This is a genomic window from Arthrobacter sp. NPDC057259, assembly GCF_042668995.1.
GTDB lineage: Bacteria > Actinomycetota > Actinomycetes > Actinomycetales > Micrococcaceae > Arthrobacter.
On the sequence record NZ_JBHUYA010000001.1, the window covers coordinates 505,213 to 528,879 of the forward strand.

The 23,667-nt window shown below is 69.8% G+C and carries 20 protein-coding genes; 14 read left to right on the top strand and 6 right to left on the bottom strand.

The window, feature by feature from the left end:
- Positions 1 to 17: 17 nt before the first annotated feature.
- Positions 18 to 875 carry a DUF3097 domain-containing protein gene (locus tag ACFUCU_RS02420; protein ID WP_377970435.1) on the bottom strand — a complete coding sequence of 286 codons (858 nt, stop codon included), beginning with the start codon at positions 873 to 875 and terminating at the stop codon, positions 18 to 20.
- Between the two features lie 243 nt (positions 876 to 1,118).
- Between ACFUCU_RS02420 and hrcA the strand changes: the two genes are divergently transcribed.
- The 3 genes from hrcA (at position 1,119) to ACFUCU_RS02435 (ending at position 4,123) form a co-directional block, all read left to right on the top strand.
- On the top strand, positions 1,119 to 2,132 hold the full coding sequence (gene hrcA / locus ACFUCU_RS02425; RefSeq protein ID WP_377970437.1) for a heat-inducible transcriptional repressor HrcA: 1,014 nt from the start codon (positions 1,119 to 1,121) through the stop codon (positions 2,130 to 2,132).
- Positions 2,133 to 2,198: 66 nt separating this feature from the next.
- Positions 2,199 to 3,329, top strand: a complete 1,131-nt coding sequence (gene dnaJ, locus ACFUCU_RS02430; protein WP_377970439.1) for a molecular chaperone DnaJ — start codon at positions 2,199 to 2,201, stop codon at positions 3,327 to 3,329.
- 2 nt (positions 3,330 to 3,331) lie between these two features.
- Complete coding sequence (locus ACFUCU_RS02435; RefSeq protein WP_377970440.1) at positions 3,332 to 4,123, top strand: 16S rRNA (uracil(1498)-N(3))-methyltransferase; 792 nt, start codon at positions 3,332 to 3,334, stop codon at positions 4,121 to 4,123.
- A 77-nt stretch (positions 4,124 to 4,200) separates the two neighbouring features.
- Here the strand turns inward: ACFUCU_RS02435 and ACFUCU_RS02440 are convergent, their stop codons facing one another.
- Positions 4,201 to 5,109: a GerMN domain-containing protein gene (locus tag ACFUCU_RS02440; RefSeq protein ID WP_377970442.1), complete on the bottom strand. Its 909-nt coding sequence runs from the start codon at positions 5,107 to 5,109 to the stop codon at positions 4,201 to 4,203.
- Between the two features lie 502 nt (positions 5,110 to 5,611).
- Here ACFUCU_RS02440 and ACFUCU_RS02445 point away from each other — a divergent pair.
- From ACFUCU_RS02445 to ACFUCU_RS02465, 5 genes are all read left to right on the top strand, one after another.
- Positions 5,612 to 6,700, top strand: coding sequence for a PhoH family protein (locus ACFUCU_RS02445; RefSeq protein WP_364135588.1), 1,089 nt, complete (start codon positions 5,612 to 5,614; stop codon positions 6,698 to 6,700).
- On the top strand, positions 6,697 to 7,170 hold the full coding sequence (ybeY, locus tag ACFUCU_RS02450; RefSeq protein WP_290257784.1) for an rRNA maturation RNase YbeY: 474 nt from the start codon (positions 6,697 to 6,699) through the stop codon (positions 7,168 to 7,170). The genes ACFUCU_RS02445 and ybeY overlap by 4 nt, the downstream gene beginning before the upstream one ends.
- The gene (locus ACFUCU_RS02455) at positions 7,167 to 8,498 is read left to right on the top strand and encodes a hemolysin family protein (protein WP_377970443.1); all 1,332 of its coding nucleotides are present in this window, start codon (positions 7,167 to 7,169) and stop codon (positions 8,496 to 8,498) included. The genes ybeY and ACFUCU_RS02455 overlap by 4 nt, the downstream gene beginning before the upstream one ends.
- Complete coding sequence (gene era / locus ACFUCU_RS02460; protein WP_377970444.1) at positions 8,482 to 9,441, top strand: GTPase Era; 960 nt, start codon at positions 8,482 to 8,484, stop codon at positions 9,439 to 9,441. Before ACFUCU_RS02455 ends, era begins: the two co-directional genes overlap by 17 nt.
- Before the next feature lie 106 nt (positions 9,442 to 9,547).
- Positions 9,548 to 11,134 (top strand): LCP family protein, encoded by a 1,587-nt coding sequence (locus ACFUCU_RS02465; protein ID WP_377970446.1) that lies wholly within the window; start codon positions 9,548 to 9,550, stop codon positions 11,132 to 11,134.
- A gap of 78 nt (positions 11,135 to 11,212) precedes the next feature.
- Here ACFUCU_RS02465 and ACFUCU_RS02470 read toward each other — a convergent pair whose 3' ends face one another.
- Complete coding sequence (locus ACFUCU_RS02470) at positions 11,213 to 13,165, bottom strand: M13 family metallopeptidase (protein ID WP_377970447.1); 1,953 nt, start codon at positions 13,163 to 13,165, stop codon at positions 11,213 to 11,215.
- Between the two features lie 254 nt (positions 13,166 to 13,419).
- On the opposite strand from ACFUCU_RS02470, the gene leuA reads away from it, so the two are divergent.
- The 3 genes from leuA (at position 13,420) to ACFUCU_RS02485 (ending at position 16,882) form a co-directional block, all read left to right on the top strand.
- Positions 13,420 to 15,159 (top strand): 2-isopropylmalate synthase, encoded by a 1,740-nt coding sequence (gene leuA, locus ACFUCU_RS02475; RefSeq protein WP_290257789.1) that lies wholly within the window; start codon positions 13,420 to 13,422, stop codon positions 15,157 to 15,159.
- A 122-nt stretch (positions 15,160 to 15,281) separates the two neighbouring features.
- The gene (gene recO, locus ACFUCU_RS02480) at positions 15,282 to 16,037 is read left to right on the top strand and encodes a DNA repair protein RecO (RefSeq protein WP_290257790.1); all 756 of its coding nucleotides are present in this window, start codon (positions 15,282 to 15,284) and stop codon (positions 16,035 to 16,037) included.
- Positions 16,038 to 16,039: 2 nt separating this feature from the next.
- On the top strand, positions 16,040 to 16,882 hold the full coding sequence (locus tag ACFUCU_RS02485) for an isoprenyl transferase (RefSeq protein ID WP_290257791.1): 843 nt from the start codon (positions 16,040 to 16,042) through the stop codon (positions 16,880 to 16,882).
- Here the strand turns inward: ACFUCU_RS02485 and ACFUCU_RS02490 are convergent.
- Both ACFUCU_RS02490 and ACFUCU_RS02495 read right to left on the bottom strand, forming a co-directional pair.
- Positions 16,852 to 17,832: an alpha/beta hydrolase gene (locus ACFUCU_RS02490; protein WP_377970792.1), complete on the bottom strand. Its 981-nt coding sequence runs from the start codon at positions 17,830 to 17,832 to the stop codon at positions 16,852 to 16,854. The two genes, ACFUCU_RS02485 and ACFUCU_RS02490, sit on opposite strands and share 31 nt — an antisense overlap.
- Positions 17,833 to 17,876: 44 nt before the next feature.
- On the bottom strand, positions 17,877 to 19,577 hold the full coding sequence (locus tag ACFUCU_RS02495; RefSeq protein WP_377970450.1) for an FAD-binding dehydrogenase: 1,701 nt from the start codon (positions 19,575 to 19,577) through the stop codon (positions 17,877 to 17,879).
- Between the two features lie 79 nt (positions 19,578 to 19,656).
- Here ACFUCU_RS02495 and ACFUCU_RS02500 point away from each other — a divergent pair, with 79 nt between their 5' ends.
- The gene (locus ACFUCU_RS02500) at positions 19,657 to 20,730 is read left to right on the top strand and encodes a quinone-dependent dihydroorotate dehydrogenase (protein WP_290257793.1); all 1,074 of its coding nucleotides are present in this window, start codon (positions 19,657 to 19,659) and stop codon (positions 20,728 to 20,730) included.
- A 111-nt stretch (positions 20,731 to 20,841) separates the two neighbouring features.
- Here the strand turns inward: ACFUCU_RS02500 and ACFUCU_RS02505 are convergent, their stop codons facing one another.
- A complete protein-coding gene (locus ACFUCU_RS02505) occupies positions 20,842 to 21,435 on the bottom strand; it encodes a DUF3043 domain-containing protein (RefSeq protein WP_290257794.1) in 594 nt (197 codons plus the stop codon).
- 152 nt (positions 21,436 to 21,587) lie between these two features.
- Here ACFUCU_RS02505 and ACFUCU_RS02510 point away from each other — a divergent pair, with 152 nt between their 5' ends.
- Both ACFUCU_RS02510 and ACFUCU_RS02515 read left to right on the top strand, forming a co-directional pair.
- Positions 21,588 to 23,021, top strand: coding sequence for a dipeptidase (locus ACFUCU_RS02510; protein WP_377970452.1), 1,434 nt, complete (start codon positions 21,588 to 21,590; stop codon positions 23,019 to 23,021).
- Positions 23,022 to 23,180: 159 nt separating this feature from the next.
- A complete protein-coding gene (locus ACFUCU_RS02515) occupies positions 23,181 to 23,570 on the top strand; it encodes an iron-sulfur cluster assembly accessory protein (protein ID WP_290257796.1) in 390 nt (129 codons plus the stop codon).
- The last annotated feature ends 97 nt before the right edge of the window (positions 23,571 to 23,667 follow it).

Consider the following 23,667-nt stretch of genomic DNA (forward strand, 5'->3'; position numbering starts at 1 on the left):
ACCTTGCCGGACGGGCCCTACTGTTCCGGGGCGGTGAGGAAGTCGATGACCTCCTCCACCCGGCCCAGAAGCGAAGGTTCCAGGTCGGCGTAGCTGCGGACGGCGCCGAGGAGTTTCTGCCAGCCCAACCCGATGTCCTCCTTGGTGCTGTGCGGCCAGCCGAAGGCGGTCAGGATGCCGGTCTTCCAGTCCACGCCGCGGGGGATCACGGGCCAGCGTTCGATGCCCAGCACGGACGGCCGGATAGCCTGCCAGACGTCGATGTAGGGGTGGCCGACGATCAGGACGTTGCCGCGGGCTCCGGGGGAAGCCATGACGGCCTCGGCGATCCGGGACTCCTTGGAGTCTGCCACCAGGTGGTCCACCAGGACGCCGAGGCGGCGGCCGGGACCCGGGCGGAAGTCCCTGACCGCGCCCGCGAGATCGTCGATGCCGTGCAGGGGCTCGACGACGATGCCCTCGACCCGGAGATCGTCGCCCCAGACCTTCTCGACCAGTTCGGCGTCGTGCTTGCCCTCAACCCAGATCCGGCTGGCCTTGGCCACCTGCGCCCGCTGGCCCTCCACGCGCACCGAGCCGGACGCCGTGCGCGTCCCGGCTGCCGCTCCTGCGGCCGCCCGGGGTGCCGGCGGCATCAGCCGGATGGGCCGGCCCTCCAGGAGGAAGCCGTAGCCGAGTCGGAAAGTCCGGGACTTCCCGCGCCGGTCCTCAAGGGCCACCACGTGCATGCCGCCGGACTTCTCCACCCGGGTGACGGCACCAACCCAGCCGGACTGCACGTCCTCGAGGACCATGCCGCGCTGCACCGGGACCTCGGGCAGCTGGGAAGGGGCGGGGGCGGTGAGGTCCTGCGGGCCCCAGTTCTGATAGGACATCGGTTACACACTGCTTTGCATCGGGGCGGAACTGCAACGGGGGACTGCGTCGGGCCGGGGTGGTGGCCGGCCGCGCCGGGCAGTCGCCCGGCTTGCCACGGTCACGCCCGGAGCGAATCCAATGCTAACAACGCGGCCGGACATATTAGACTGGTTAGCACTGAGGCATGCCGAGTGCTAACCCCCGGGTTCTTCCGGGCGGCGGGCGCCGGTTGACGGTTGAGGCTCGATTGGAGGTGCGGCGTGAGCGAACCACGCAAACTCGAAGTGCTGCGCGCCATCGTGGAGGACTACGTCCATTCCCGTGAACCCGTGGGCTCCAAGGCGCTGGTGGAACGCCACCACTTGGGCGTCTCCAGCGCAACGATCCGCAACGACATGGCCGCGCTGGAGGACGAGGGGCTGATCACCGCCCCGCACACCAGCGCCGGCCGGATCCCCACGGACAAGGGCTACCGGCTCTTCGTGGACCGCATCTCCGCGGTCAAGCCGCTGTCCCCGGCGGAGCGGCGGGCCATCCAGGCCCTGCTGGAGGGCTCCGAAGACCTCGACGACGTCCTGGACCGGACCGTGCGCCTGTTGGCGCAACTGACCAACCAGGTGGCCGTCGTGCAGTACCCGCTGCTCAGCCGGGCCCGGGTGCGGCACATCGAGTTCGTGCTGCTGGCACCGCGAAAGGTGCTGACCGTGCTCATCGCGGACACCGGTAAGGTCGAACAGCGCGTCATCGACGTCGGCCAGGACCTTGGCGACGAGACCCTCGCCGAACTGCGGGGCATCTTCCTCGGCCGGCTCGGCGGCACCCCGTTGAGCCTGCTCCCGCAGACCCTGCCCGACGTCGTCGACAGCACCGCCCCCGCCCGCCGCGGCGCCGCCCAGGCGCTGGCCCGCGGACTGGAGGCGCTGGCCGCCAGCAGCCGCGAGGAGCGGATGGTGATGGCCGGCACGGCCAACCTGGCCCGCTCCAACGTTGACTTCCCGCTGAGCATCGGTCCCGTCCTCGAGGCCCTTGAGGAGCAGGTGGTCATGCTCCGGCTGCTCTCGGACATGGCGGAGGACCCCCGCGGCGTGACCGTCAGCATCGGCCGGGAGAACCCCTACGACGGGCTTTCCGAGGCTTCCGTAGTGGCCACCGGGTACGGCCCCGACGCCACCGCCAAGGTGGGCATCCTCGGCCCCACCCGGATGGATTACCCCACCACCATGGCCGCCGTCCGCGCGGTGGCCCGCTACCTTTCACGGATCCTCGGGCCCTGACCGGCCGGATCCACCACCAGGCTTGTCGCCCAGCACCGGCAGTACAAAAAGGAAGAGATACACACTTTGAGCAGCCACTACGACGTTCTTGGAGTCTCCCGCGAAGCAACCGGCGAGGAAATCAAGAAGGCCTACCGCAAACTCGCGCGGACCCTGCACCCGGACGTCAACCCGGGCGAGGACGCGTCCGAGCGCTTCAAGGCGGTCACCCACGCCTACGAGGTGCTCTCCGACCCGCAGAAGCGCCGCGTCTACGACACCACCGGCAACGAGAACGGCACGGACAACGGCTTCGGCGGCGGCAGCTACGCCGGTCAGGGCTTCGCGTTCCAGGACATCTTCGAGACCTTCTTCGGCGGTGCCGCCGGTGCCGGCGGTCCGGCCTCCCGCGTCCGCCGCGGCCAGGACGCGCTGATCAGCGTCCGGATCGAGCTGCGCGACGCCGTCTTCGGCGTCAACAAGAAGCTCGAGGTGGACACCGCCGTCACCTGCCCCACCTGTGAGGGCTCCTGCTGCCGCGAGGGCAGCCACCCCGAACGCTGCGACATCTGCGGCGGCAGCGGCCAGGTCCAGCGCCCGGTCCGCTCCATCCTGGGCCAGGTCATGACCACCGCCCCCTGCGGCAGCTGCGAGGGCTTCGGCACCGTCATCAAGGACCCCTGCAACGAGTGCGCCGGCCAGGGCCGGATCCGCAGCCGCCGGTCGCTGACCGTCAAGGTCCCCGCCGGCGTCGCCACCGGCACCCGGATCCAGCTCTCCGGCCAGGGCGAGGCCGGCCCGGCGGGCGGCCCCTCCGGCGACCTGTACGTGGAGATCCGGGTCAACAACGACGCGACCTTCGTCCGCGAGGGCGACGACCTGCACGCCAGCCTCACCATTCCGATGACGGCCGCGGCCCTTGGCACCGAGCTGACCCTGGACACCTTCGACGGGCAGCAGGAAATCGACGTCAAGAGCGGCACCCAGTCCGGCGAGGTCATCACCCTGCGCGGCCTCGGCGTCACCCACCTGCGCGGCTACGGCCGCGGCGACCTCAAGGTGCACCTGCAGGTGGAGACCCCCGCCAAGCTCGACGCCGCCCAGGAGGATCTCATGCGCCAGCTGGCCAAGCTCCGCGGCGAGCAGTTCACCGAGGGCAAGCTGGCCGCCAGCGGCGGGGTCTTCGCCAAGCTGCGGGACCGCCTCGGTAACCTGTAGCGGTGAGCAACCCGGTCTTCTTCACCCCCGCCGGAACCCTGGACCACCAGGCCCCGGGTTCCATCTTCGTGCTGGACGGCGCCGAGGCGCGGCATGCCGTCACGGTCAAACGCCTCACGGCGGGGGAGCAGGTGGACATCGCCGACGGCGCCGGCCGCCGGATCACCGGCACGGTCACCGCCGCCGGGCCCCAGGAGCTGACGCTAGAGTGCAGTGCCGTCAACGATGAGCCGCGTCCCGCGGTGCGGCTGGTCCTGGTGCAGGCCCTGGCGAAGGGTGACCGGGATGAACTCGCGGCCGAGACCGCGACAGAGCTGGGGATCGACGCCGTCGTCCCGTGGCAGGCCGAACGGTCGATCGTCCGCTGGAAGCCCGAGCGCGCCGCGAAGGCGCACGCCAAGTGGCAGTCCGTGGTGACGGCGGCGGCGAAACAGGCCCGCAGGGCCTGGATCCCCGAGGTTCGCGCCGCGGTGGACGGCGGCTCGCTGCAGGCGGCCGTCGCCGCCACGGTGACTCCCGGCGGGCTGGCCGTGATCCTGCACGAGGACGCCGTCCGGCCGCTGCGCCGGGTGCTGGCCGACTGGCAGGAGAGCGTTAATAGCGCGGACGACGGCGCGGCGCCGCGCGAGGTGCTGCTGATCGTGGGACCGGAGGGCGGGATCAGCCCGCGGGAGGTCACCCGGCTCTGTGATGCCGGGGCCGTGACCGCGCTGTTGGGGCACCACGTGCTGCGGTCCTCCACCGCCGGGCCCGCGGCCACCGTGCTGGCCAGCGACATCCTGGGCCGCTGGTAGCGGCTACCCGGCAGGCTGCTTAGCGGTGTTTTAGGTGGTCAATTAGCCGGGCTATTTGACGGTGCTATTGGACCGGGCTATTTAACCGTGAAGCCGCGGGTGTCGACGTTGAGGTCGGTGGCCTTGCCGTTCGCGTCCACCTGGGAGACCCGCGCCTCGTAACTGCCCGGTCCCAGGTTCAGGGTGAAGCTGAACAGCCCCGACTGCTGGGCGTCCGCGGCCGCGGTCATCATGCCGCTCTGGTACGGGGTCTTGGCGGTGCCGTCGACTTTTTGGATCTCCCAGCGGAGCTTCCCGCCCGGCGAGGTGCTGCGGCCGGAGATCTTTACCGCGCCGTCGGCCACGGTGGTGCCCTCCTGCGGGTCGATGATCCACACCGGCGCCACCATGCCGGCGCTGCGGGAGGTGGGTGCGCCCAGCCGGACCCGGTTGAACGCGACGTAGTCGGTGTGGCCGTCCACCAGGATGACCACCTGGATCTGCTGCCCGGAGTCCGTCAGCCCGGCGCTGGCCGCGGCGGCGGTGGCCGTGTAGACCAGCTGCTGGATGGCGCGCTCGGCCATGTCGGCGTCGAGGTTGCTGTTGAACGCGTCGGAGGAGACGTCCACCGTGATGGTGTTCTTGCCGGAGATTGACGTGGCGAGCTTGCGCGGATTCTGCCACGGGGTGAAGAAGTCAGGGTCCAGCGGCTTCTGGGACATCATCACCCGCAACGCGCGGGTCACGGGGTTGTCGTCCTCGGAGACATCCCGGAATTCGCGGTAGAGGAAGACGTTGTTGTTGCTGCGGCCGATCCAGTACACCGGGGCCTTGTTGGAGGCCTGCGCGGATTCCAGCGGGGCGCTCGTGGCGGTGGTCCCGTCCGCGGGTCCCGGCACCGTCTGGGTGGGGGAGCCGGCATCGGTGATGTCCTGCCGGGGGTTGGCGACGCAACCGGAGAGCACCAGGGAAGCGGGCAGCACGAACATCAGCAAGCCGCGGCGCATGCGCCGCGCCGCCGTCGCGGTCCTCGTGCCCTGACTGCTGGCGCCCTTGATGCCGATTGCGGTGCTCCCTCTCGCGGTGGTCGTTGATGTGCGGGCCGTCGCCGGCCGGGACCGATAGGCCCAATCCAGCATGGCACAGGGGAGGTGCACGCCGGCGGGGAAGCGGGGCACCCGAACAAACTGCAACGGGAACGATATGAGGCCGATATGAAGTTGATACCTAAAGCCGGCTAACCGCTGCCGCCACGGCGTCGACGGGACGTCGAACAGGGCGTCGGGCAGGCCACCGGAAGGCGCCGTGGCAGCGGCCGGTGGCGACGGCGGCCCGGCGTTGGGGCGCCCCGTCCGGCCGGGCCTGGAGCGCGGCACGGCAGCGGTCTCCTGACGTAAGATGGGAGGACCGCCGGACCCGGCGACGCCGCACCTCACGGCGGCCAGACGGGAGCGGCGGCGACGGAGCATATTCGAGCTGGAGGGAACCAGAGGCCCGCGGGCCATCACCATGACTGAAGCAGCCAACGGCAAGGCCCGGACCACCGCGGGCGAACGCACCACCGGGGAATTTCCCCACTCCATCCCAGGCGTGCGGACGGAGGTCGTGGTCTTCGAGAACTCGGGCCAGATGGTGCAGTCGCTGGGCAGCCACGACGAGGCGCTGCGCTTCATCGAATCCCAGTACCCCGGCGTCGACTTCCACGTCCGCGGAAACGAACTCTCCATCAGCGGCCCGCCGGCGGACGTCCCCCGGATCATGCGGCTCCTGAACGAGGTGCGCGGCCTGGTGGCCCGCGGCACGGTCATCACCCCGGCCGTCCTGCAGCAGCTCGTCTCCATGCTCCGCAGCCAGTCGCTGCAGAACCCGGTGGAGGTGCTGACCACCAACATCCTCTCCAGCCGCGGCAAGACCATCCGGCCCAAGACGCTGAACCAGAAGAACTACGTGGACGCCATCGACGCGAACACCGTGATCTTCGGCATCGGTCCCGCCGGCACGGGCAAGACCTACCTGGCCATGGCCAAGGCCGTGCAGGCGCTGCAGCAGAAGGAAGTCAGCCGGATCATCCTCACCCGCCCCGCCGTCGAGGCCGGTGAGCGGCTCGGCTTCCTGCCCGGAACGCTGAGCGACAAGATCGATCCCTACCTGCGGCCGCTCTACGACGCGCTGCACGACATGATGGACCCGGAGTCAATCCCGCGCCTGATGGCCGCGGGCACCATCGAGGTGGCCCCGCTGGCGTACATGCGCGGCCGGACCCTGAACGACGCCTTCATCATCCTGGACGAGGCCCAGAACACGACGCCGGAGCAGATGAAGATGTTCCTCACCCGCCTGGGCTTCGGCTCCAAGATGGTGGTCACCGGCGACATCACCCAGGTGGACCTGCCGTTCGGTACCCGGTCCGGCCTGCGGATCGTCGAGGACATCCTGCAGGGCATCGAGGACGTCAACTTTTCCGTCCTGGACGCCGCCGACGTCGTCCGGCACCGGCTGGTGGGCGACATCGTCAACGCCTACAGCGTCTGGGACGAAACACAACGAAACCGGGTCAAGCACTCCGTCGCCCGGGACAACCGGGGAGAACACGCATGAGCATCGAGGTCAACAACGAATCCGGCATCGCCGTCGACGAGGCCGAACTGGTGGCGCTGGCCCGGTACGTCTTCGAACGGCTCTTCATCCACCCGCAGGCGGAGCTGTCCATCCTGCTGGTGGACGAGCCCGCGATGGAAAAGCTGCACATCGAACTGATGGACGAGCCGGGTTCTACCGACGTCCTCTCCGTCCCGATGGACGAGCTGACCCCCGGCACCCCGGACAAGCCCACCCCGCAGGGCATGCTCGGTGACATCGCCATCTGCCCGCAGGTCGCCGAGATCCAGGCCCAGAACGCCGGCCACTCCACCCAGGACGAGATGCTGCTGCTCACCACGCACGGCATCCTGCACCTGCTCGGCTTCGACCACGCCGAGCCGGAGGAGAAGGAAGAGATGTTCGGCCTGCAGCGCGAACTCCTCTCCGGCTTCACCGGCCGGGAAGCCCCGGCAGAGACGATTCAGTGACCCCACTGATCCTGGCCGGCATGTCGCTGGTCTTCCTGAGTTTTGCCGCGCTTTTGACAGCGGCCGAGGCAGCCTTCAACTACCTCCCTCGGCACGACGCCGAGGCGGCGGTGCTTAACAGCCGCGGCACCGCCCTCAAACGGATCCTCGCCCAGCCGGTGGCGCACATGCGCGCCCTGCGGTTCTGGCGGATCTGGTTCGAGATGGCCTCCGCGGTGGCCGTGACCGTGCTGCTGCACAGCGTGCTGGATAACGTCTGGCTGGCCGGCCTGATCGCCACCGGCATCATGGCGATCCTCGGCTTTGTGATCGTGGGGGTTTCCCCGCGCCAGCTGGGCCGCGTGCACTCCGCCGGGCTGGTGCGTTTCTCCGCCCCGCTGATCCGCTGGCTCTGCTGGGTGCTCGGCCCCATCCCGGGCTGGCTGGTCACCCTCGGCAGCGCCGTCGCCCCCGGAGCCCCGGCGGACAACGAGGCATTCTTCAGCGAGGAGGAGTTCCGCGAACTCGTCGAACGCGCCAGCGAATCCGAGGTGATCGAGAACGACGAGGCGGAACTGATCCAGTCCGTCTTCGACTTCGGCGACACCCTGGTCCGCGCCGTGATGGTGCCCCGCACGGACATCCTCACCATCGATTCCGGCTCCAGCCTGCACCGGGCCATGTCCCTGTTCCTCCGCTCCGGCTATTCCCGGATCCCCGTGATCGGCGAGAGCACCGACCAGGTCCTCGGCATCGTCTACCTCAAGGACGTCGCCGCCGTGATCCACAACCTGGAACCCGGCGTCGAACCGCCCGCCGTGGACGCCCTCGCCCGTGAGGTGCGCTACGTTCCCGACTCCAAGCCCGTCAGCGAACTGCTGCGCGAGCTGCAGAATGAATCCACCCACGTGGCCATCGTCATCGACGAATACGGCGGCACCGCCGGCCTGGTCACCCTGGAGGACCTGATCGAGGAACTCGTCGGAGAGATCGTCGACGAATACGACACAGAGTCCGCCGAGGCCGTCGAGCTGGGCGACGGCACCTACCGGGTGAGCGCCAAGATGAGCATCGACGACCTGGGCGAGCTCTTCGACCTGGAGCTCGACGACGACGAAGTGGACACCGTGGGCGGCCTGCTCGCGAAGGCCCTGGGCCGCGTCCCGATCGTGGGAAGCACCGTCACGGTCGACGGCGTGACCCTCCGCGCCGACCGGCTCGAGGGCCGCCGGAACCGCGTCAGCCACGTCATTGCGGCGGCAGCGCCAAAGGAAGACACTGACCTTGGAGAGCTACTCGACGAGGCCGACACAATGCAACAGGGAGTTCCACGTGAGCAAGCAGAATAAGTCCGACGGCGGAGCGCCCTACGGCGGGTACCGGGCCGGGTTCGCGGTGCTGGTGGGACGCCCTAACGCCGGAAAGTCCACCCTGACCAACGCCCTGGTGGGCCAGAAGGTGGCCATCACCTCCGCCAAGCCGCAGACCACCCGGCACACCATCCGCGGGATCGTGCACCGCGAGGACTCGCAGTTGGTCCTGGTGGACACCCCGGGCCTGCACCGGCCCCGCACCCTGCTCGGCAAGCGCCTGAACGAACTCGTGGCGGACACCCTGGCCGAGGTCGATGCGATCGGTTTCTGCCTCCCGGCGAACGAGAAGATCGGCCCCGGCGACAAGTTCATCGCCGCCCAGCTGGCCGCCCTCGGCCGCAAACCCGTGATCGCGCTGGTCACGAAGGCGGACACGGTGGACCGGCAGGCCCTCACCGAGCAGCTGCTCGCCGTCGCCGCCCTGGGCCGGGAGGTCCTCGGGGAGGAGGGCTGGAAGGACATCGTCCCCGTCTCCGCCGCGGACGGTTTTCAGGTGGACACGGTCGCCGACGTGCTGATCAGCCACATGCCGCCGTCGCCCCCGCTCTACCCGGACGGCCACCTCACGGACGAGCCCGAGGCCGTGATGATCGCCGAACTGATCCGCGAGGCCGCACTCGAGGGCGTCCGTGACGAGCTGCCGCACTCCCTGGCCGTCGTCGTGGAGGAAATCGTGCCGCGCGAAGACCGTCCCGAGGACCGTCCTTTCCTGGATGTCCGGGTCAACCTGTACGTCGAACGGCCCTCGCAGAAGGCCATCATCATCGGCAAGGGCGGCGCCCGGCTCCGGGAAGTCGGCACCAACGCGCGCAAGGGCATCGAAGCGCTGCTGGGCGCGCGGATCTACCTGGACCTGCACGTGAAGGTCGCCAAGGACTGGCAGCGGGACCCGAAGCAGCTGGTGAAGCTGGGCTTCTGACCCTCCCCGGCCGGCCCCAACCCGCGCAGGGCGGGGGCCGGTCACTGCTTTTCCGCCGCGGGGCACTAAAATGGGTAGACCCACTCCGCGAAGGAAGGCACCATCCGTGGTTCGACCCCGTGACAACCGTTCAGACGGGACCGTTCCACCGGCCCGGTCAGGCGCCGCTGCCCGGCACGCGGATGACCCCTCCGTCGGGCCCGCCCGGCACCTGGGCGCAACGCACCGGACCCCCACCTGGCTGAAGGCCACCACCATCGTGATCTCCGTGCTCCTGGTGGGCGTGATCGCGTTCGGGTCCTACTGGTTCATCCGGCTACAGGGGAACATCAGCAAGCAGGCCCTCGGCGCCGGCAACGGGCGCACCGAGGACGCCGTCAACGAGGCAACGGACCGGATGCAGATCCTGATCCTGGGCTCGGACACCCGGGACGGCAAGAACTCCGAGTACGGCAGCGCCGAGGACTCCGCCGGCTACGGCCACTCCGACGTGATGATGATGATGGACATCTCCGCGGACAACAAGCGCGTCAGCGTCATCAGCTTCCCCCGCGACCTCCTGGTGGACATCCCCAAGTGCGTGGACCAGAAGACCAAGAAGGAATACCCGGCCCAGCGCCAGGCCATGATCAACTCGGCGATGTCCGAGGCCGGCATCGGCTGCGCGGTGGACACCGTCAATAAGCTCACCGGCCTCGAGATCGACCACTTCATGATGGCCGACTTTAACTCCGTCAAGGAACTCTCCAATACCGTCGGCGGCGTGGACGTCTGCGTCAGCGACGCCGTCTACGATCCCGATTCAGGCCTGCGGCTGCCCAAGGGCACCTCCAAGGTCCAGGGCGAGCAGGCCCTCTCCTTCGTCCGGACCCGGCATGCGTTCGGCGACGGCGGCGACCTCGGCCGGATCAAGGCCCAGCAGGGCTTCCTCTCCTCCCTGGTCCGCAAGATCAAGGATGACGGCACCCTGACGAACCCGGGCCGAATGCTCGGCATCGCCGACGCCATCACCAAAAACCTCACGGTGGACGATGGACTGGCGTCCGTGCCCACCCTGCTCACCGTCGGCAACCGGCTGAAGAACATCGACATCAGCAAGGTCGCCTTCGTTGCCACCCCCACAGAACCGGCCGTCTCGGACAGCAACCGCCTGCAACTGGCCGAACCCGCGGCGTCCCAGCTCTTCGCCGCACTCCGCAGCGACGTGGACCTGACCGACCCGAAGGCCCCGGCCTCGGCCGCCCCCACCGCGGGGGCCACCGACGCGGCGTCGTCCGCTCCCGCACCGGCCGCCACGAGCGCAGCCGCCTACAACAAGGCCGCGCAGCCGGTCACGGTCGCCAACGGCAGCTCCAACGCGGCCAACGCCGCGAAGGCGGTGGCCGCCTTGAACGCCGCCGGTTTCACCCAGACCGCTCAGTTCACCGCACCCGCCGTCGCGTCCACCGCCGTGTACTACGGCGGGAACTTCGCGGACGTCGCCGCGGACGTCGCCGCCCTGCTGGGCGTCCCGTCCTCCAAGGTCCTCCCCGCGGCGAACGTCACCGGCGTCCAGGCCTACCTCGGGGCCGACTACGCGGCCGGCGCGCAGCCGTCCACCTCCGCGTCCGCGCAGCTGCCGCCGGACATCGTGAACCAGACGGCCGGCGACACGGTCTGCCAGCAGGTCAACCCCGCCATGATCGTCCGCTGACCGGACGGTCACGGCAGGTACGCAGGAGGCCCGGGCGTCAACGCCCGGGCCTCCTCGTGTATCGACGTGCCTGTCAGGTCACCAGATGCTGACGCGCTCCGCGGGGGCGAGCCACATGCCGTCCTGTTCCGTGGTCCCGAATGCCTCGTGGAAGGCGTCCAGGTTCCGGGCGATCTCGTTGGTGCGGAACTCGTTGGGGGAGTGCGGGTCGGTCGCGAGCCGCTTGATGGCCTCCTCGCTGCGGATCACCTGGCGCCAGACCGCTGCCCAGGATGCGAAGAACCGCTGTGCCCCGGTCAGGCCGTCCAGCACGGGGGCCTCCTGGCCGCCGAGGCTAATCTGGTAGGCCTTGTAGGCGATGGTCAGGCCGCCGAGATCGCCGATGTTCTCGCCGAGGGTCAGCTTGCCGTTGACGTGCCGGCCGGAGGCCTCGGCGGGGGAGAGGGCGTCGAACTGGGCCACCAGCTTCGAGGTGAGGGCCTCGAACGCGCCGCGGTCCGCCTCGGTCCACCAGTTGCGCAGCAGGCCGTCGCCGTCGTACTGGGAGCCCTGGTCGTCGAAGCCGTGGCCGATCTCGTGCCCGATCACCGCGCCGATGCCGCCGTAGTTGACGGCGTCGTCCGCGTCTGCGGTAAAGAACGGCGGCTGCAGGATCGCGGCCGGGAAGACGATCTCGTTCAGCAGCGGGTGGTAGTAGGCATTGACCGTCTGCGGGGTCATCAGCCACTTCTCCCGGTCCACGGGCTTGCCCACCTCGTCCAGGTGCCGGTCGACGTCGGCGTTGTGTGCGCGCTCCACGTTGCCGAGCAGGTCGGCCTTGTCGATCACGACGGCGGAGTAGTCGATCCACTTCTCCGGGTAGCCGATCTTGGGCCGGAAGGCGTCCAGTTTCTTCAGCGCCTCCTGCTTGGTGTCCTCGCCCATCCAGGACAGGCCGGTGATCGATTCACGGTAGGCCTCGATCAAGTTCCCCACGAGGACCCGCATGCGTTCCTTGTGCGACTCCGGGAAGTGCCGGGCCACGTAGATCTGCCCCACGGCCTCACCAAGTGCGGCCTCGACGACGGCGACGCCGCGCTTCCAGCGGTCACGGTTGCGCGGAGTGCCGCTGAGGGTGGTGCCGTAGAAGGCGAAGTTGGCGTCCACGAACGCCGAGGACAGATACGGGGCTGCGGCGCTGACGACGCGCATCGCGAGCCACTCCTGCCAGGTGCCCAATGGCACCGTCTCCAGCAGCGACGCCGCGCCGGTGAAGAAGTCGGGGGTGCTGACCACCAGCTCGGCGCGCTTGTCCGCGTCGATGCCGGCGGCGTCGAACCAGTCGTTCATGAGCGGGAAGAGCCCGGCCACCTCGTCGGCGGTCTTGAGGTTGTAGGTCTTCTGCGGATCGCGCAGGGACACCTTGTCCCAGTGGTGGGACGCCAGGGCCGTTTCCAGTTCCACTACGCGCCCCGCGGCGGCCTCCGCGTCGGCGACGCCGGCCAGTTGCAGCATGGTGCGCACGTGCTCCCGGTAGGCGGTGACCGTGGCGGCGAACTGTTCTTCCCGGTAGTACGACTCATCCGGGAGGCCCAGGCCAGCCTGCCCGGTGTAGAGCAGGATCCGGTCCGGGTTCCCGGCATCGGGAGCCGGGTAGATGTAAAACAGTCCGGACACGTCGGCACGGAACAGGCGGCCGGCCAGCCGCAGCAGCTCGGCGACGGACCCGGTGGCGGCCACCTCGGCCAGCCGCTCCCGGATCGGTTCGGCGCCCTTGGCCTCGGCGGCGTCCTCGTCCATGAAACTGTTGTAGAGGTCGCCGATCTTCCGTTCGATGCCGCTGGCCTCCGTGCCCCGGCCGCCGGCGGCCAGGATGATCTCCTGCACCGCGAGCTCCGCGCCGTCGCGGAGGGCGGTGAAAGCACCGTCCAGCGGCCGGTCATCGGGGATGGTGGCGGACTTCAGCCAGGCGCCGTTGAAGTGGCGGTACAGGTCATCCTGCGGCCGGACGGCGTCGTCGATGGTGGACTGGTCAATCCCGGAAAGCGGCACTGCGGCTCCTTCTGTTCAGGCGCCGCCGCGAGCGTGATGACCGGGCCGGCGTCTGCATGGTGGACGTTGCTGGGGGTATCGCTCCTTCATCTTACGCACCGTGTTATCTTGAAAATGTGCGTGCAGAACTGCTTCTTCTTAGCTGCCGCGGCGGGGCCTCAGACGCGATCTAGCGTAAGGCCAAACCTCGCTGCGGAGTTTGTGTTGCCCGGCCACCCTTTCATCAGGAATCACAGAAAAGGCCCCGATAAGTAATGCGAAACGCACAGCAGCCCTCAGGTATGCCGGTCCACCGCTACGTCCCGTTCCAGAACCTGATCACGGTCGAACTGCCGGACCGGACCTGGCCGGACAAGGTCATCACCAAGGCCCCGCGCTGGTGCGCCGTTGATCTCCGCGACGGCAACCAGGCCCTGATCGATCCCATGAGCCCGGCACGCAAGATGAAGATGTTCGACCTGCTGGTCCGGATGGGCTACAAGGAAATCGAGGTCGGCTTCCCGTCGGCCTCGCAGACGGACTTCGACTTCGTCCGCCAGCTCATCGAGGGCAACCACATCCCGGACGATGTCACCATCCAGGTCCTGACCCAGGCCCGCGAGCACCTGATCGAGCGGACCTACGAATCCCTGGTCGGCGCCAAGCAGGCGATCGTGCACCTCTACAACTCGACGTCGGTCCTGCAGCGCCGCGTCGTGTTCAACCAGGACGAGGACGGCATCCTGGACATCGCCCTGCAGGGTGCCCGGCTCTGCAAAAAGTACGAGGAAACCCTCGCGGACACGCACATCACCTACGAGTACTCGCCCGAATCGTTCACCGGCACCGAGCTGGAATACGCCGTGCGCGTCTGCAACGCCGTCGCCGACGTCTTCGAAGCCTCCGCGGACCGCCAGGTGATCATCAACCTGCCCGCGACCGTCGAGATGGCCACCCCGAACGTCTACGCCGACTCGATCGAGTGGATGAGCCGCCACCTGCACCCGCGCGAGGGGATCATCCTCTCCCTGCACCCGCACAACGACCGCGGCACCGGCGTCGCCGCCGCCGAGCTGGGCTACCTGGCCGGCGCGGACCGGATTGAGGGCTGCCTCTTCGGCAACGGTGAGCGGACCGGCAACGTGGACCTGGTGACCCTGGGCCTGAACATGTTCGTCCAGGGCATCGACCCGATGATCGACTTCTCCGACATCGACGAGGTCCGCCGCACGGTCGAATACTGCAACCAGCTGCCGGTGGCCGAGCGCACCCCGTACGGCGGAGACCTGGTCTTCACCGCCTTCTCCGGTTCCCACCAGGACGCCATCAAGAAGGGCCTGGAGGCCCTGGAGCGCGACGCCGCCGCCGCCGGCAAGGACGTGGCCGACTACGAATGGCAGGTCCCGTACCTGCCGGTGGACCCCAAGGACCTGGGCCGCAGCTACGAGGCCGTGATCCGGGTGAACTCGCAGTCCGGCAAGGGCGGCGTGGCCTACCTGCTCAAGAACGAGCACAACCTGGACCTGCCGCGCCGGGCCCAGATCGAGTTCTCCGGCGTCATCCAGCGCCGCACCGACGCCGTGGGCGGCGAGGTCAGCGGCGCGCAGCTGTGGCAGGTGTTCCAGGATGAGTACCTGCCCTCCTCGGCCGCCGAGGGCCAGTGGGGCCGCTACGCGCTCGGCGCGGTCAGCACCGAGTCCGACGAGGACGGCACCATGACCCTCACCGCCGCGCTGAAGGTCGACGGGAAGCCGCTCCGCCGCACCGGCACCGGCAACGGCCCGATCGCGGCGCTGCTGAGCATCCTCCGCGAGGACGGCGTTGACGTCCGGGTCCTGGACTACAGCGAGCACGCCCTGTCCGAGGGCGGCAGCGCGCAAGCCGCCGCGTATGTCGAATGCGCCGTCGGCGAGCGGGTCCTCTGGGGCGTCGGCATCGACGCCAACACCTCGATGGCCTCGCTGAAAGCCGTCATCTCCGCCGTCAACCGGGCCATCCGGGACGCCCGCGGCTAAAAAGCGGACCAGCCCGCCAGCCCAGCCGCTGCGCCGCCGGAGACTCCGGCGGCGCAGCGCTGTTTCCGCGGTGCGGGCGCCCCGTGGCGGCGATTACGCGAAGTCAGTGCGAAGATAAAACTGTGGCCCAACCATCCTCCTACGCCGCGCGCGCCTACCGGGACGACGCCGTCGTCCTGCGCACCCATAAGCTCGGCGAGGCCGACCGGATCATCACGCTGCTGACCAAGCACCACGGCCAGGTCCGCGCCGTCGCCAAGGGGGTCCGCCGCACCAGCAGCCGCTTCGGGGCCCGGCTGGAACCCTTCATGGTCGCGGACCTGCAGCTGATCTCGGGCCGCACCCTGGACGTGGTCACCCAGGCCGTCGCGAAGGGCGCCTACGGGACCGGCATCGCGGCCGACTACGGCCGCTACACGGTGGCCGCGGCGATGACCGAAACGGCCGAGAAGCTCACCGACGTCGACGGCGAGGCCGGCACCGCCCAGTACAACCTGCTGGTCGGGGCGCTGGCGTCGCTGAGCCGCGGCGACCACGCCCCGGAACTGATCCTCGATTCCTACCTGCTCCGCGCGCTGTCCACCGGCGGCTGGGCGCCCAGCTTCACCGACTGCGCCCGCTGCGGGGCGCCGGGCCCGCACACGGCCTTCTCGGCACCCCTGGGCGGGATGGTCTGCCCGGCCTGCCGCCCGCCCGGATCGCCCGCACCGGCACCGGAAACCGTCGTCCTCCTCGGTGCCCTGCTGACCGGAAACTGGACTGCCGCGGACGCGTCCGTGGCCGTCCACCGCCGTGAGGCGGCAGGCCTGGTGGCCAGTTACCTGCAGTGGCACCTGGAGCGTGTCCTCAAATCCCTCAAGCATGTGGAGCGAACCTGACCGTGGCCCTCGGCAAGAAGAAAACCCCCACCCCGCAGCGCACCACCCCCGTGGTGGCCCCTTACCCGCACCCCTCCGGCGCGGTGCCGCCGGCCATTCCGGCCGAGCTGGTGCCGCAGCACGTCGCGATCGTCATGGACGGCAACGGCCGTTGGGCCAACCAGCGCGGACTGCCGCGGATCGAGGGGCACAAGGCGGGGGAGCCGGCGCTGCTGGACGTGGTGGCCGGGGCGATCGAGCTCGGCATCAAGCACCTGAGCGTGTACGCCTTCTCCACCGAGAACTGGCGGCGTTCCCCGGAAGAGGTGCGCTTCCTGATGGGATTTAACAAGGATGTGCTGCGTCGCCAGCGCAACCAGATGAATGAGTGGGGCGTGCGGATCCGCTGGTCCGGCCGGCGGCCGCGCCTGTGGGGCTCGGTCATCAAGGAGCTGGAGGAGGCCGAGGAGTTCACCCGCGGTAACAGCACCTGCACCCTGAACATGTGTGTTAACTACGGCGGCCGCGCGGAGATCGCCGACGCCGTCTCGGCGATCGCCGAGGAGGTGGCCGCCGGCCGGCTGAAGCCCTCGGCAATCTCCGAGAAGACCATCCAGAAGTACCTCGACGAGCCCGACCTGCCGGACGTTGACCTGTTCCTTCGCAGCTCCGGCGAGCAGCGCCTGTCCAACTTCCTGCTGTGGCAGTCCGCCTACGCCGAGTTCGTCTTCCTGGACACGCTCTGGCCGGACGTGGACCGCCGGACCCTGTGGGAGGCCGTGGAGATCTACGCCCGGCGTGACCGTCGCTACGGCGGTGCCGTGGACGCCGCGGCTCAGTCGGCGCCGCCCTCCTCAGGGGCGTAGGCCGTCATCCAGCGGGCCAGCCGGGCGTAGGCGTCCGCCCGGACGCCGGGGGCGGAGAGGAAGACGTCGTGCAGTGCGCCGTCGATCCTCTCCAGCGTGACGGTCCGGCCGAGGCTCAGGGCGCGCAGGGCGATGGTGTTCACGTCCAGCACGGCGTCGGTGCGGCGCATGGATTCCTTCCAGAACATGCCGTTGGCGCTCGCCCCGGAGATCAGGACCAGGATGGGCACGTCGATGTTCAGGCCCCGTGCCACCCGGGTCTGCCCGGACAGGACGGCGCTGAGCCAGCCGGCCCGCACTGGAAAGGCATGCGGCGGCCGGTAGGCGTCGTCGAGCAGCCACTCGCCCTCGGCGGCGCTGCTGATGCTGCGCCAGTAGAACGGCCGCGCCGGCAGCCGGATCACGGACTCGGGCCGGAACCGGGCGAGGGGTTCCACCATGGTTCGGGCCGCGCGGCGGAGGACGGGGGTGCCGTGCATCTCCAGCCACGGGCTGTCCAACACCAGCTGCGCGGCGTTTCCCGGGTGGCGGCTGGCCCACAGCGCCGCGATCAGGCCGCCGGTGGAGTGGCCCATCAGCGTGACCGGGTACCGGCCGCCCGCCCCCATCGACCGGACGATCGCGATGGCCGTCGTGATCTCGGCGTCGTAGTCGGCCAGGTCCGCCACGTAGCCGCCGTGGGTGCCCGGCCGCAGGCTGCGTCCGTGGTTGTGCATGTCCAGGGCGAAAAAGTCGAAACCATGCCCGGTCCAGAATTCCGCGAGCTCCTCGTTGAAGAAGTAGTCGCTCCAGCCGTGCAGGAACACTACCGCCCGGCGCGGCCGCCGGCCTGCGCCCAGGGAGGGGACGTGACGGACCAGCGTGGCTTCGCGTTCGACGCCGTCCGGGCCGGCCGCGGTGAAGGTGCACGCGGCGAAATCTTCGCCCAGGATGTCCTGCTGCCACTGCAGCCCCTCGTCGGCCACCGTCCGTCCTCCCTGCGCTGGATGTCTGCCTAGGCCACGGCCGCCGCGGCGGCGCGCCCGGCGGCCCGCCCGGAGAACAGGCACCCGCCCAGGAACGTCCCCTCCAGGGCGCGGTAGCCGTGAATGCCGCCGCCGCCGAAACCGGCCGCCTCGCCGGCGGCGTACAGCCCGTCCACCGGTGCGCCGGACGCGTCCAGCACCCGGGACTGCAGGTCGGTCCGGATCCCGCCCAGGCTCTTGCGGGTCAGGACCGAGAGCCGAACGGCCAGCAGCGGGCCGTGCCGCGGATCGAGCAACGGGTGCGGCGGTGCCACGCGCATGAGCTTGTCCGTGGCGAAGCGGCGGGCGGCGCGGATGGCGGCCAGCTGCGGATCCTTGCCCAGGCCGCTGGCAAACTGGCGGTCCCGGGTACGGATGGTGCGCTCGAGTCCATCCGCGTCGATCAGTCCGCCGCCGGCCAGCTCGTTCATCCGGGCGGCCAGTTCGCGCGGGGTTGCGGCCTGGAGGAAGTCGATCCCGCGGTCCAGGAACCGCTGCAGGGGGTTGTCCGGGGAGGGCCGCCGCCGGGTGGCCAGCAGGCGCAGGTCCTTGCCGGTGAGGTCAGGGTTTTGTTCCGAGCCGGAGAGGGCGAATTCCTTCAGCGCGATGCTGCGGTTCAGCACGAACCAGGAGTGGGCGTACCCGGTGCCCAGGATGTGCCGGAGCGCGCCCAAGGAGTCGAAACCCGGGAACAGCGGAGCCGGCAGCGTCCGTCCGGTCGCATCAAGCCAGAGCGCGGACGGGCCGGGCAGGATGCGGATGCCGTGCCGGGGCCAGACGGGAGAGTGGTTGTGGATGCCCTCGGGGTAGTGCCACATCCGGTCGCCGTTGACCAGGGTTCCGCCGGCCCGGGACACCGCCCCCAGGAACTCTCCATCCACGGAGGCCGGCACCCCGGAGAGCATCTCCGCCGGGGCGTTTCCGCCCGGCCACTGGGCGCGTACGGCCGAGTGGTTGCCGCCGATTCCGCCGCTCGCGACGATCACCGCCGCCGCGGAGGCCTCGAAGCTGCCCGCCTCTTCCCGGGAGGACTGTTCGCCGCGGGCGGCGGTGCTCGGTGCGAGCACGGAGCCGTGCACCCCGGTGACCCGGCCCGCCGTCGTCGTCAGCCCGGTGGCACGGTGCCGGAAATGGAAGCTCACCCGCCCGGCGGCCTGGCCCTCCCGGAGCTTGGCCAGGAATGGTGCCACGATCGCGGGGCCGGTACCCCAGGCGACGTGGAAGCGGGGCACCGTGTTGCCGTGGCCGTCGGGTCCGTAGCCGCCGCGTTCGGCCCACTGCACGAGCGGGAACAGCCCGACGCCGAGGGAGGCCAGCCAGGACCGCTTCTCACCGGCGGCGAAATCCACGTACGCCTCGGCCCACTGCCGGGCGGAGGCGTCCTCCTCGCGGTCGAACCCGGCGGAGGCGAACCAGTCGGCGAGGGCCAGCTCGGCGCTGTCCCGGACGCCCAGGCGGCGTTGTTCCGGGGTGTTGACCAGGAAAAGCCCGCCGAAGGACCAGTGGGCCTGGCCGCCCGCGGAGGCCTCGGGTTCCTGGTCCAGCACCGCCACCCGGCGTCCCGCCGCGTAGGCCTGGGACGCGGCGACCAGCCCGGCCAGGCCGGCGCCCACCACCAGCACGTCCGCCTCAATCCGGGCGGGGGAGGGGGAGCCCGGGGAGCGGGCGGGGACTGCTTCATCGCGGGTCATGGCATCATGCTAGCGCCCGGCCCGGGACACCTGCCCGCGCCGGTTGGATTTGTCGCGCCGGACCCGGAAAACTAGGACCATGCGCCTTTACCCCACCTTCTTCCGGCTTGCCTTCTCCTGGATGGACGCCGAGCGTGCCCACAAGATCGGCTTCCAGGGCATCCGCCTCGCCCACCGCTGCGGTGCGGGCCGGCTGCTGCAGCGGCTCACGGCACCGGCGCCGTCGCTGCGGACCGAGGCGTTCGGCCTGACCTTCCCTTCACCGTTCGGCCTGGCCGCCGGCTTCGACAAGGAGGGCCACGGCATCGAGGCCCTCACGGACCTGGGCTTCGGCCACATCGAGGTGGGCACCATCACCGGCCAGGCCCAGCCCGGGAACCCGTCGCCGCGGCTGTTCCGCCTGATTGAGGACCGCGCCGTGATCAACCGGATGGGCTTCAACAACGACGGCGCCGCCGCCGTCGCGCCCCGTCTCCGCGCCGCGCGCGCGGCGCTGCAGCGCCGCTACCGGACCGTGCGGCCGGTGATCGGCATCAACATCGGCAAGAGCAAGGTGGTGGAACTTGAGGACGCGGTCGCGGACTACCTCATCAGCGCGCGCAGCCTGGCGCCGGCCGCGGACTACCTGGTGGTCAACGTCAGTTCCCCCAACACCCCCGGCCTGCGGCTGCTGCAGGACGTCGAGACCCTGCGCCCGCTGCTGACCGCCGTGGGGGAGGCGGCCGACTCCGCCGCCGGACGGCACGTTCCGCTGCTGGTCAAGATCGCCCCGGACCTCAGCGACGAGGACATCGACGACGTCGCCCGGCTGGCGCTGGACCTCAAGCTCGACGGCATCATCGCCACCAACACCACCATCGGGCGCACGGGGCTGGCCTCCGACCCGGATGCCGTGGAGTCCTGCGGGGCCGGGGGTCTCTCCGGCGCTCCGCTGAAGAAGCGGTCCCTGGAAGTCCTGGCCCGGCTGAAGGCGGCGACCGGCGGCGCGCTGACCCTCGTCTCGGTGGGCGGGGTGGAATCGGGCGAGGACGTCCGTGCCCGGCTCGAGGCCGGCGCCACCCTGGTCCAGGGGTACACCGCTTTCCTCTACGAGGGCCCGTTCTGGGCGGCGCGGATCAACCGGTACCTGGCGAAGCACCCCGTCCGTCGCTAGGCGAAGGGCCCCCGCGGGACACGCAACGCCCTCCCAGGCAGCAGCACCCACAGATGCGAAAAACCCCCGGCAGCGAGGCTGCCGGGGGTTTTTAGTGGGCTGGTGGTGGGGTCAGGCCGGGTACTCGCCGCGGCCGACCTGGGGCTTGGGCATGCGCAGGCGGCGGAACTGCAGCGAACGCATCGAGCCGTACCAGACCGTGCCGCGTTCGACGTCGCCGAACTTCTCCGTGAGGCGCTTCTTCAGCTTCCGGGACAGGAAGAAGACATCGACGAAGACGGCCAGGAACATCACCCAGAAGGCGCCCAGGACGTAGATCATCTGCTCGCTGCTGGCGGGCACCAGCAGGGAAATGACCACGAAGACCAGCGCACCGAACATCAGGTATTCGCCCAGGCTGTAGCGGGCGTCCACGTAGTCACGGGCGAAGCGCTTCTGCGGGCCCTTGTCCCGGAGCGGGAGGAACTTCTCGTCGCCGGTATCCATGGCCTGGCGCATCTTCAGCCGCTGCTCGGCCACCGCGGTGCGCTCCGCCGCTCGCGAGGCCTTGCGGTCCTGCGGCACCAGGGGCCGCTTGCGGGCCGCTTCCTGCGCGCTGCGCTTCGGGGTGGGCGCGCCCTTGCCGGCGGTGGGGGTTCGAGCCGCGGCCACCTGCTGGTCAACTACATCCTGCGCCGAGGGCGCTTCCTTTTTCCGTCCAAACACCCCTACAGACTACCCTGCAGGGGTGCCGTTCCCGGCCCGATGACGCGGCGGCGGACGCGGGCGCCGGGACGCGTGCCGGCGCCCGCGTCGTGCCTCCGGCGGGGCCTGTGGCGCTGTTTGAGGTGATCGGGGACACGGGTAGTGTTTTGGCCATGACTTCATCACCCGCGGGCACCCCGCAGCATTCAGCAGGCGGCACCACCCAGACCGTCGATACCGCAGCCCTCCGCCAGGCCGTCACCGAGGCCTTTGACGCCACCGTCGAGCAGCTCAAGGCACTCGTCGCGATCCCCGGCATCGCCTGGCCCAGCTTCGACCCCGCTCCCTTGAATGCCAGCGCCGACGCGGTGGCCGAGCTGGTCCGCGGCAGCGGTTTCGATGATGTGCGCATCCTGCGCTGCGACAAGGAGGACGGCACCCCGGGCGGACCCGCCGTCGTCGCACGCCGTCCCGCCGCGGCCGGCAAGCCAACCATCCTGCTCTATGCCCACCACGACGTCCAGCCCACCGGCGACCTCTCGCTCTGGGAGACCGAACCGTTCACCGCCGTCGAGCGGGACGGCCGGCTCTACGGCCGCGGCGCCGCGGACGACAAGGCCGGCATCCTGGCGCACGTCGCCGCCTATTCCGCGGTCAGCCGGGTGCTGGGGGAGGAGCTCGGCCTCGGCGTCACGTTCTTCTTCGAGGGGGAGGAGGAGGCCGGCTCGCCGACCTTCCGCGCATTCCTCGAAACCCACCAGGAACTGCTGCGCTCCGACGTGATCGTCGTTGCCGACTCCTCTAACTGGAAGGTCGGCATCCCCGCCCTGACCACCAGCCTCCGCGGCCTCGTGGATGGCACCATCGAGGTCAAGGTCCTGGACCACGCGGTGCATTCGGGCATGTTCGGCGGCCCCGTGCTCGACGCCCCCACCCTGCTCTCCCGCCTGATCGCCACCCTGCACGACGACGACGGCAGCGTCGCCATCGAGGGGCTGGTGGGCCGGGATGACGCCGCCGTGGACCTGACCGAGGAGGAATACCGCAAGGACGCCTCCGTGCTCGACGGAGTCAAGCTCGCCGGCACCGGCAGCATCGCCTCGCGCATGTGGACGAAACCCGCGCTGTCCATCATCGGCATCGACGCCCCCGCCGTGAACGTCGCCTCCAACACCCTGCTGCCGCGCGCCAAGGCCAAGTTCAGCCTCCGCCTGGCCCCGGGCCAGAACCCGGACGAGGCCATGGACGCGGTCCGCCGCCACGTCGAGGCCAACGCCCCGTTCGGCGCCCAGGTGGTCTTCACCCCGGGGGAGACCGGCAGCGCCTTCATGACCGACACCTCTTCCCCAGCGGCCCGGCTGGCGATGTGGGCTCTCGGCGAGGCCTGGGGCGTGCCGGCCGTCGAGACCGGCATCGGCGGGTCCATCCCGTTCATCGCGGACCTCACCGAGCTGTATCCGGACGTCCAGATCCTGGTTACCGGCGTCGAGGACCCGGACTCCCGCGCCCACAGCGCCAACGAGTCCCTGCACCTGGAGGACTTCCGGAACGCGATCATTGCCGAGGCGCTGCTCCTGGCCCGGCTGAACGCCGAGGGACTGGCCTGATACCGGGCTTCCGGGGAACATCCGGCGGACGCGGACGGTTATCCCAGGAGTTAGAGCTACAGCACTGATCGACGTAGCATGTAGCTATAGCCCATACCGTTAAAGCAGGGGCCGGCGCCGCCGGGCGGCGCCGCTCCGACCGTCGTCAGAAGGTAGGCCATGAGCACTACAACCAATGAAACCAGCACCGACACCGCAGTCCAGGAAAGCCAGGAACTGGCCAGCCACGAGGTGCAGCTGACCGACGTCGCTGCCGGCAAGGTCCGCAGCCTGCTGGAACAGGAAGGCCGCACCGACCTGCGCCTCCGCGTCGCCGTGCAGCCGGGCGGCTGCTCCGGCCTGATCTACCAGCTCTACTTCGACGAGCGCCTCCTCGAGGGCGATGCCGTCCGCGACTACGACGGCGTCGAGGTAGTCGTAGACAAGATGAGCGTGCCCTACCTCAGCGGTGCGAGCATCGACTTTGAGGACACCATCTCGAAGCAGGGCTTCACGATCGATAACCCCAACGCCGGCGGCTCCTGCGCCTGCGGAGACTCCTTCCACTAAGGTCAATGGCCGGGCTTTCAGCCCGGCCATTGTTCCGTCCGGGGACCCTAACGCGGAAACCCCGAAAAAGGTGCCGGACCACGGCGCGGACATGTGG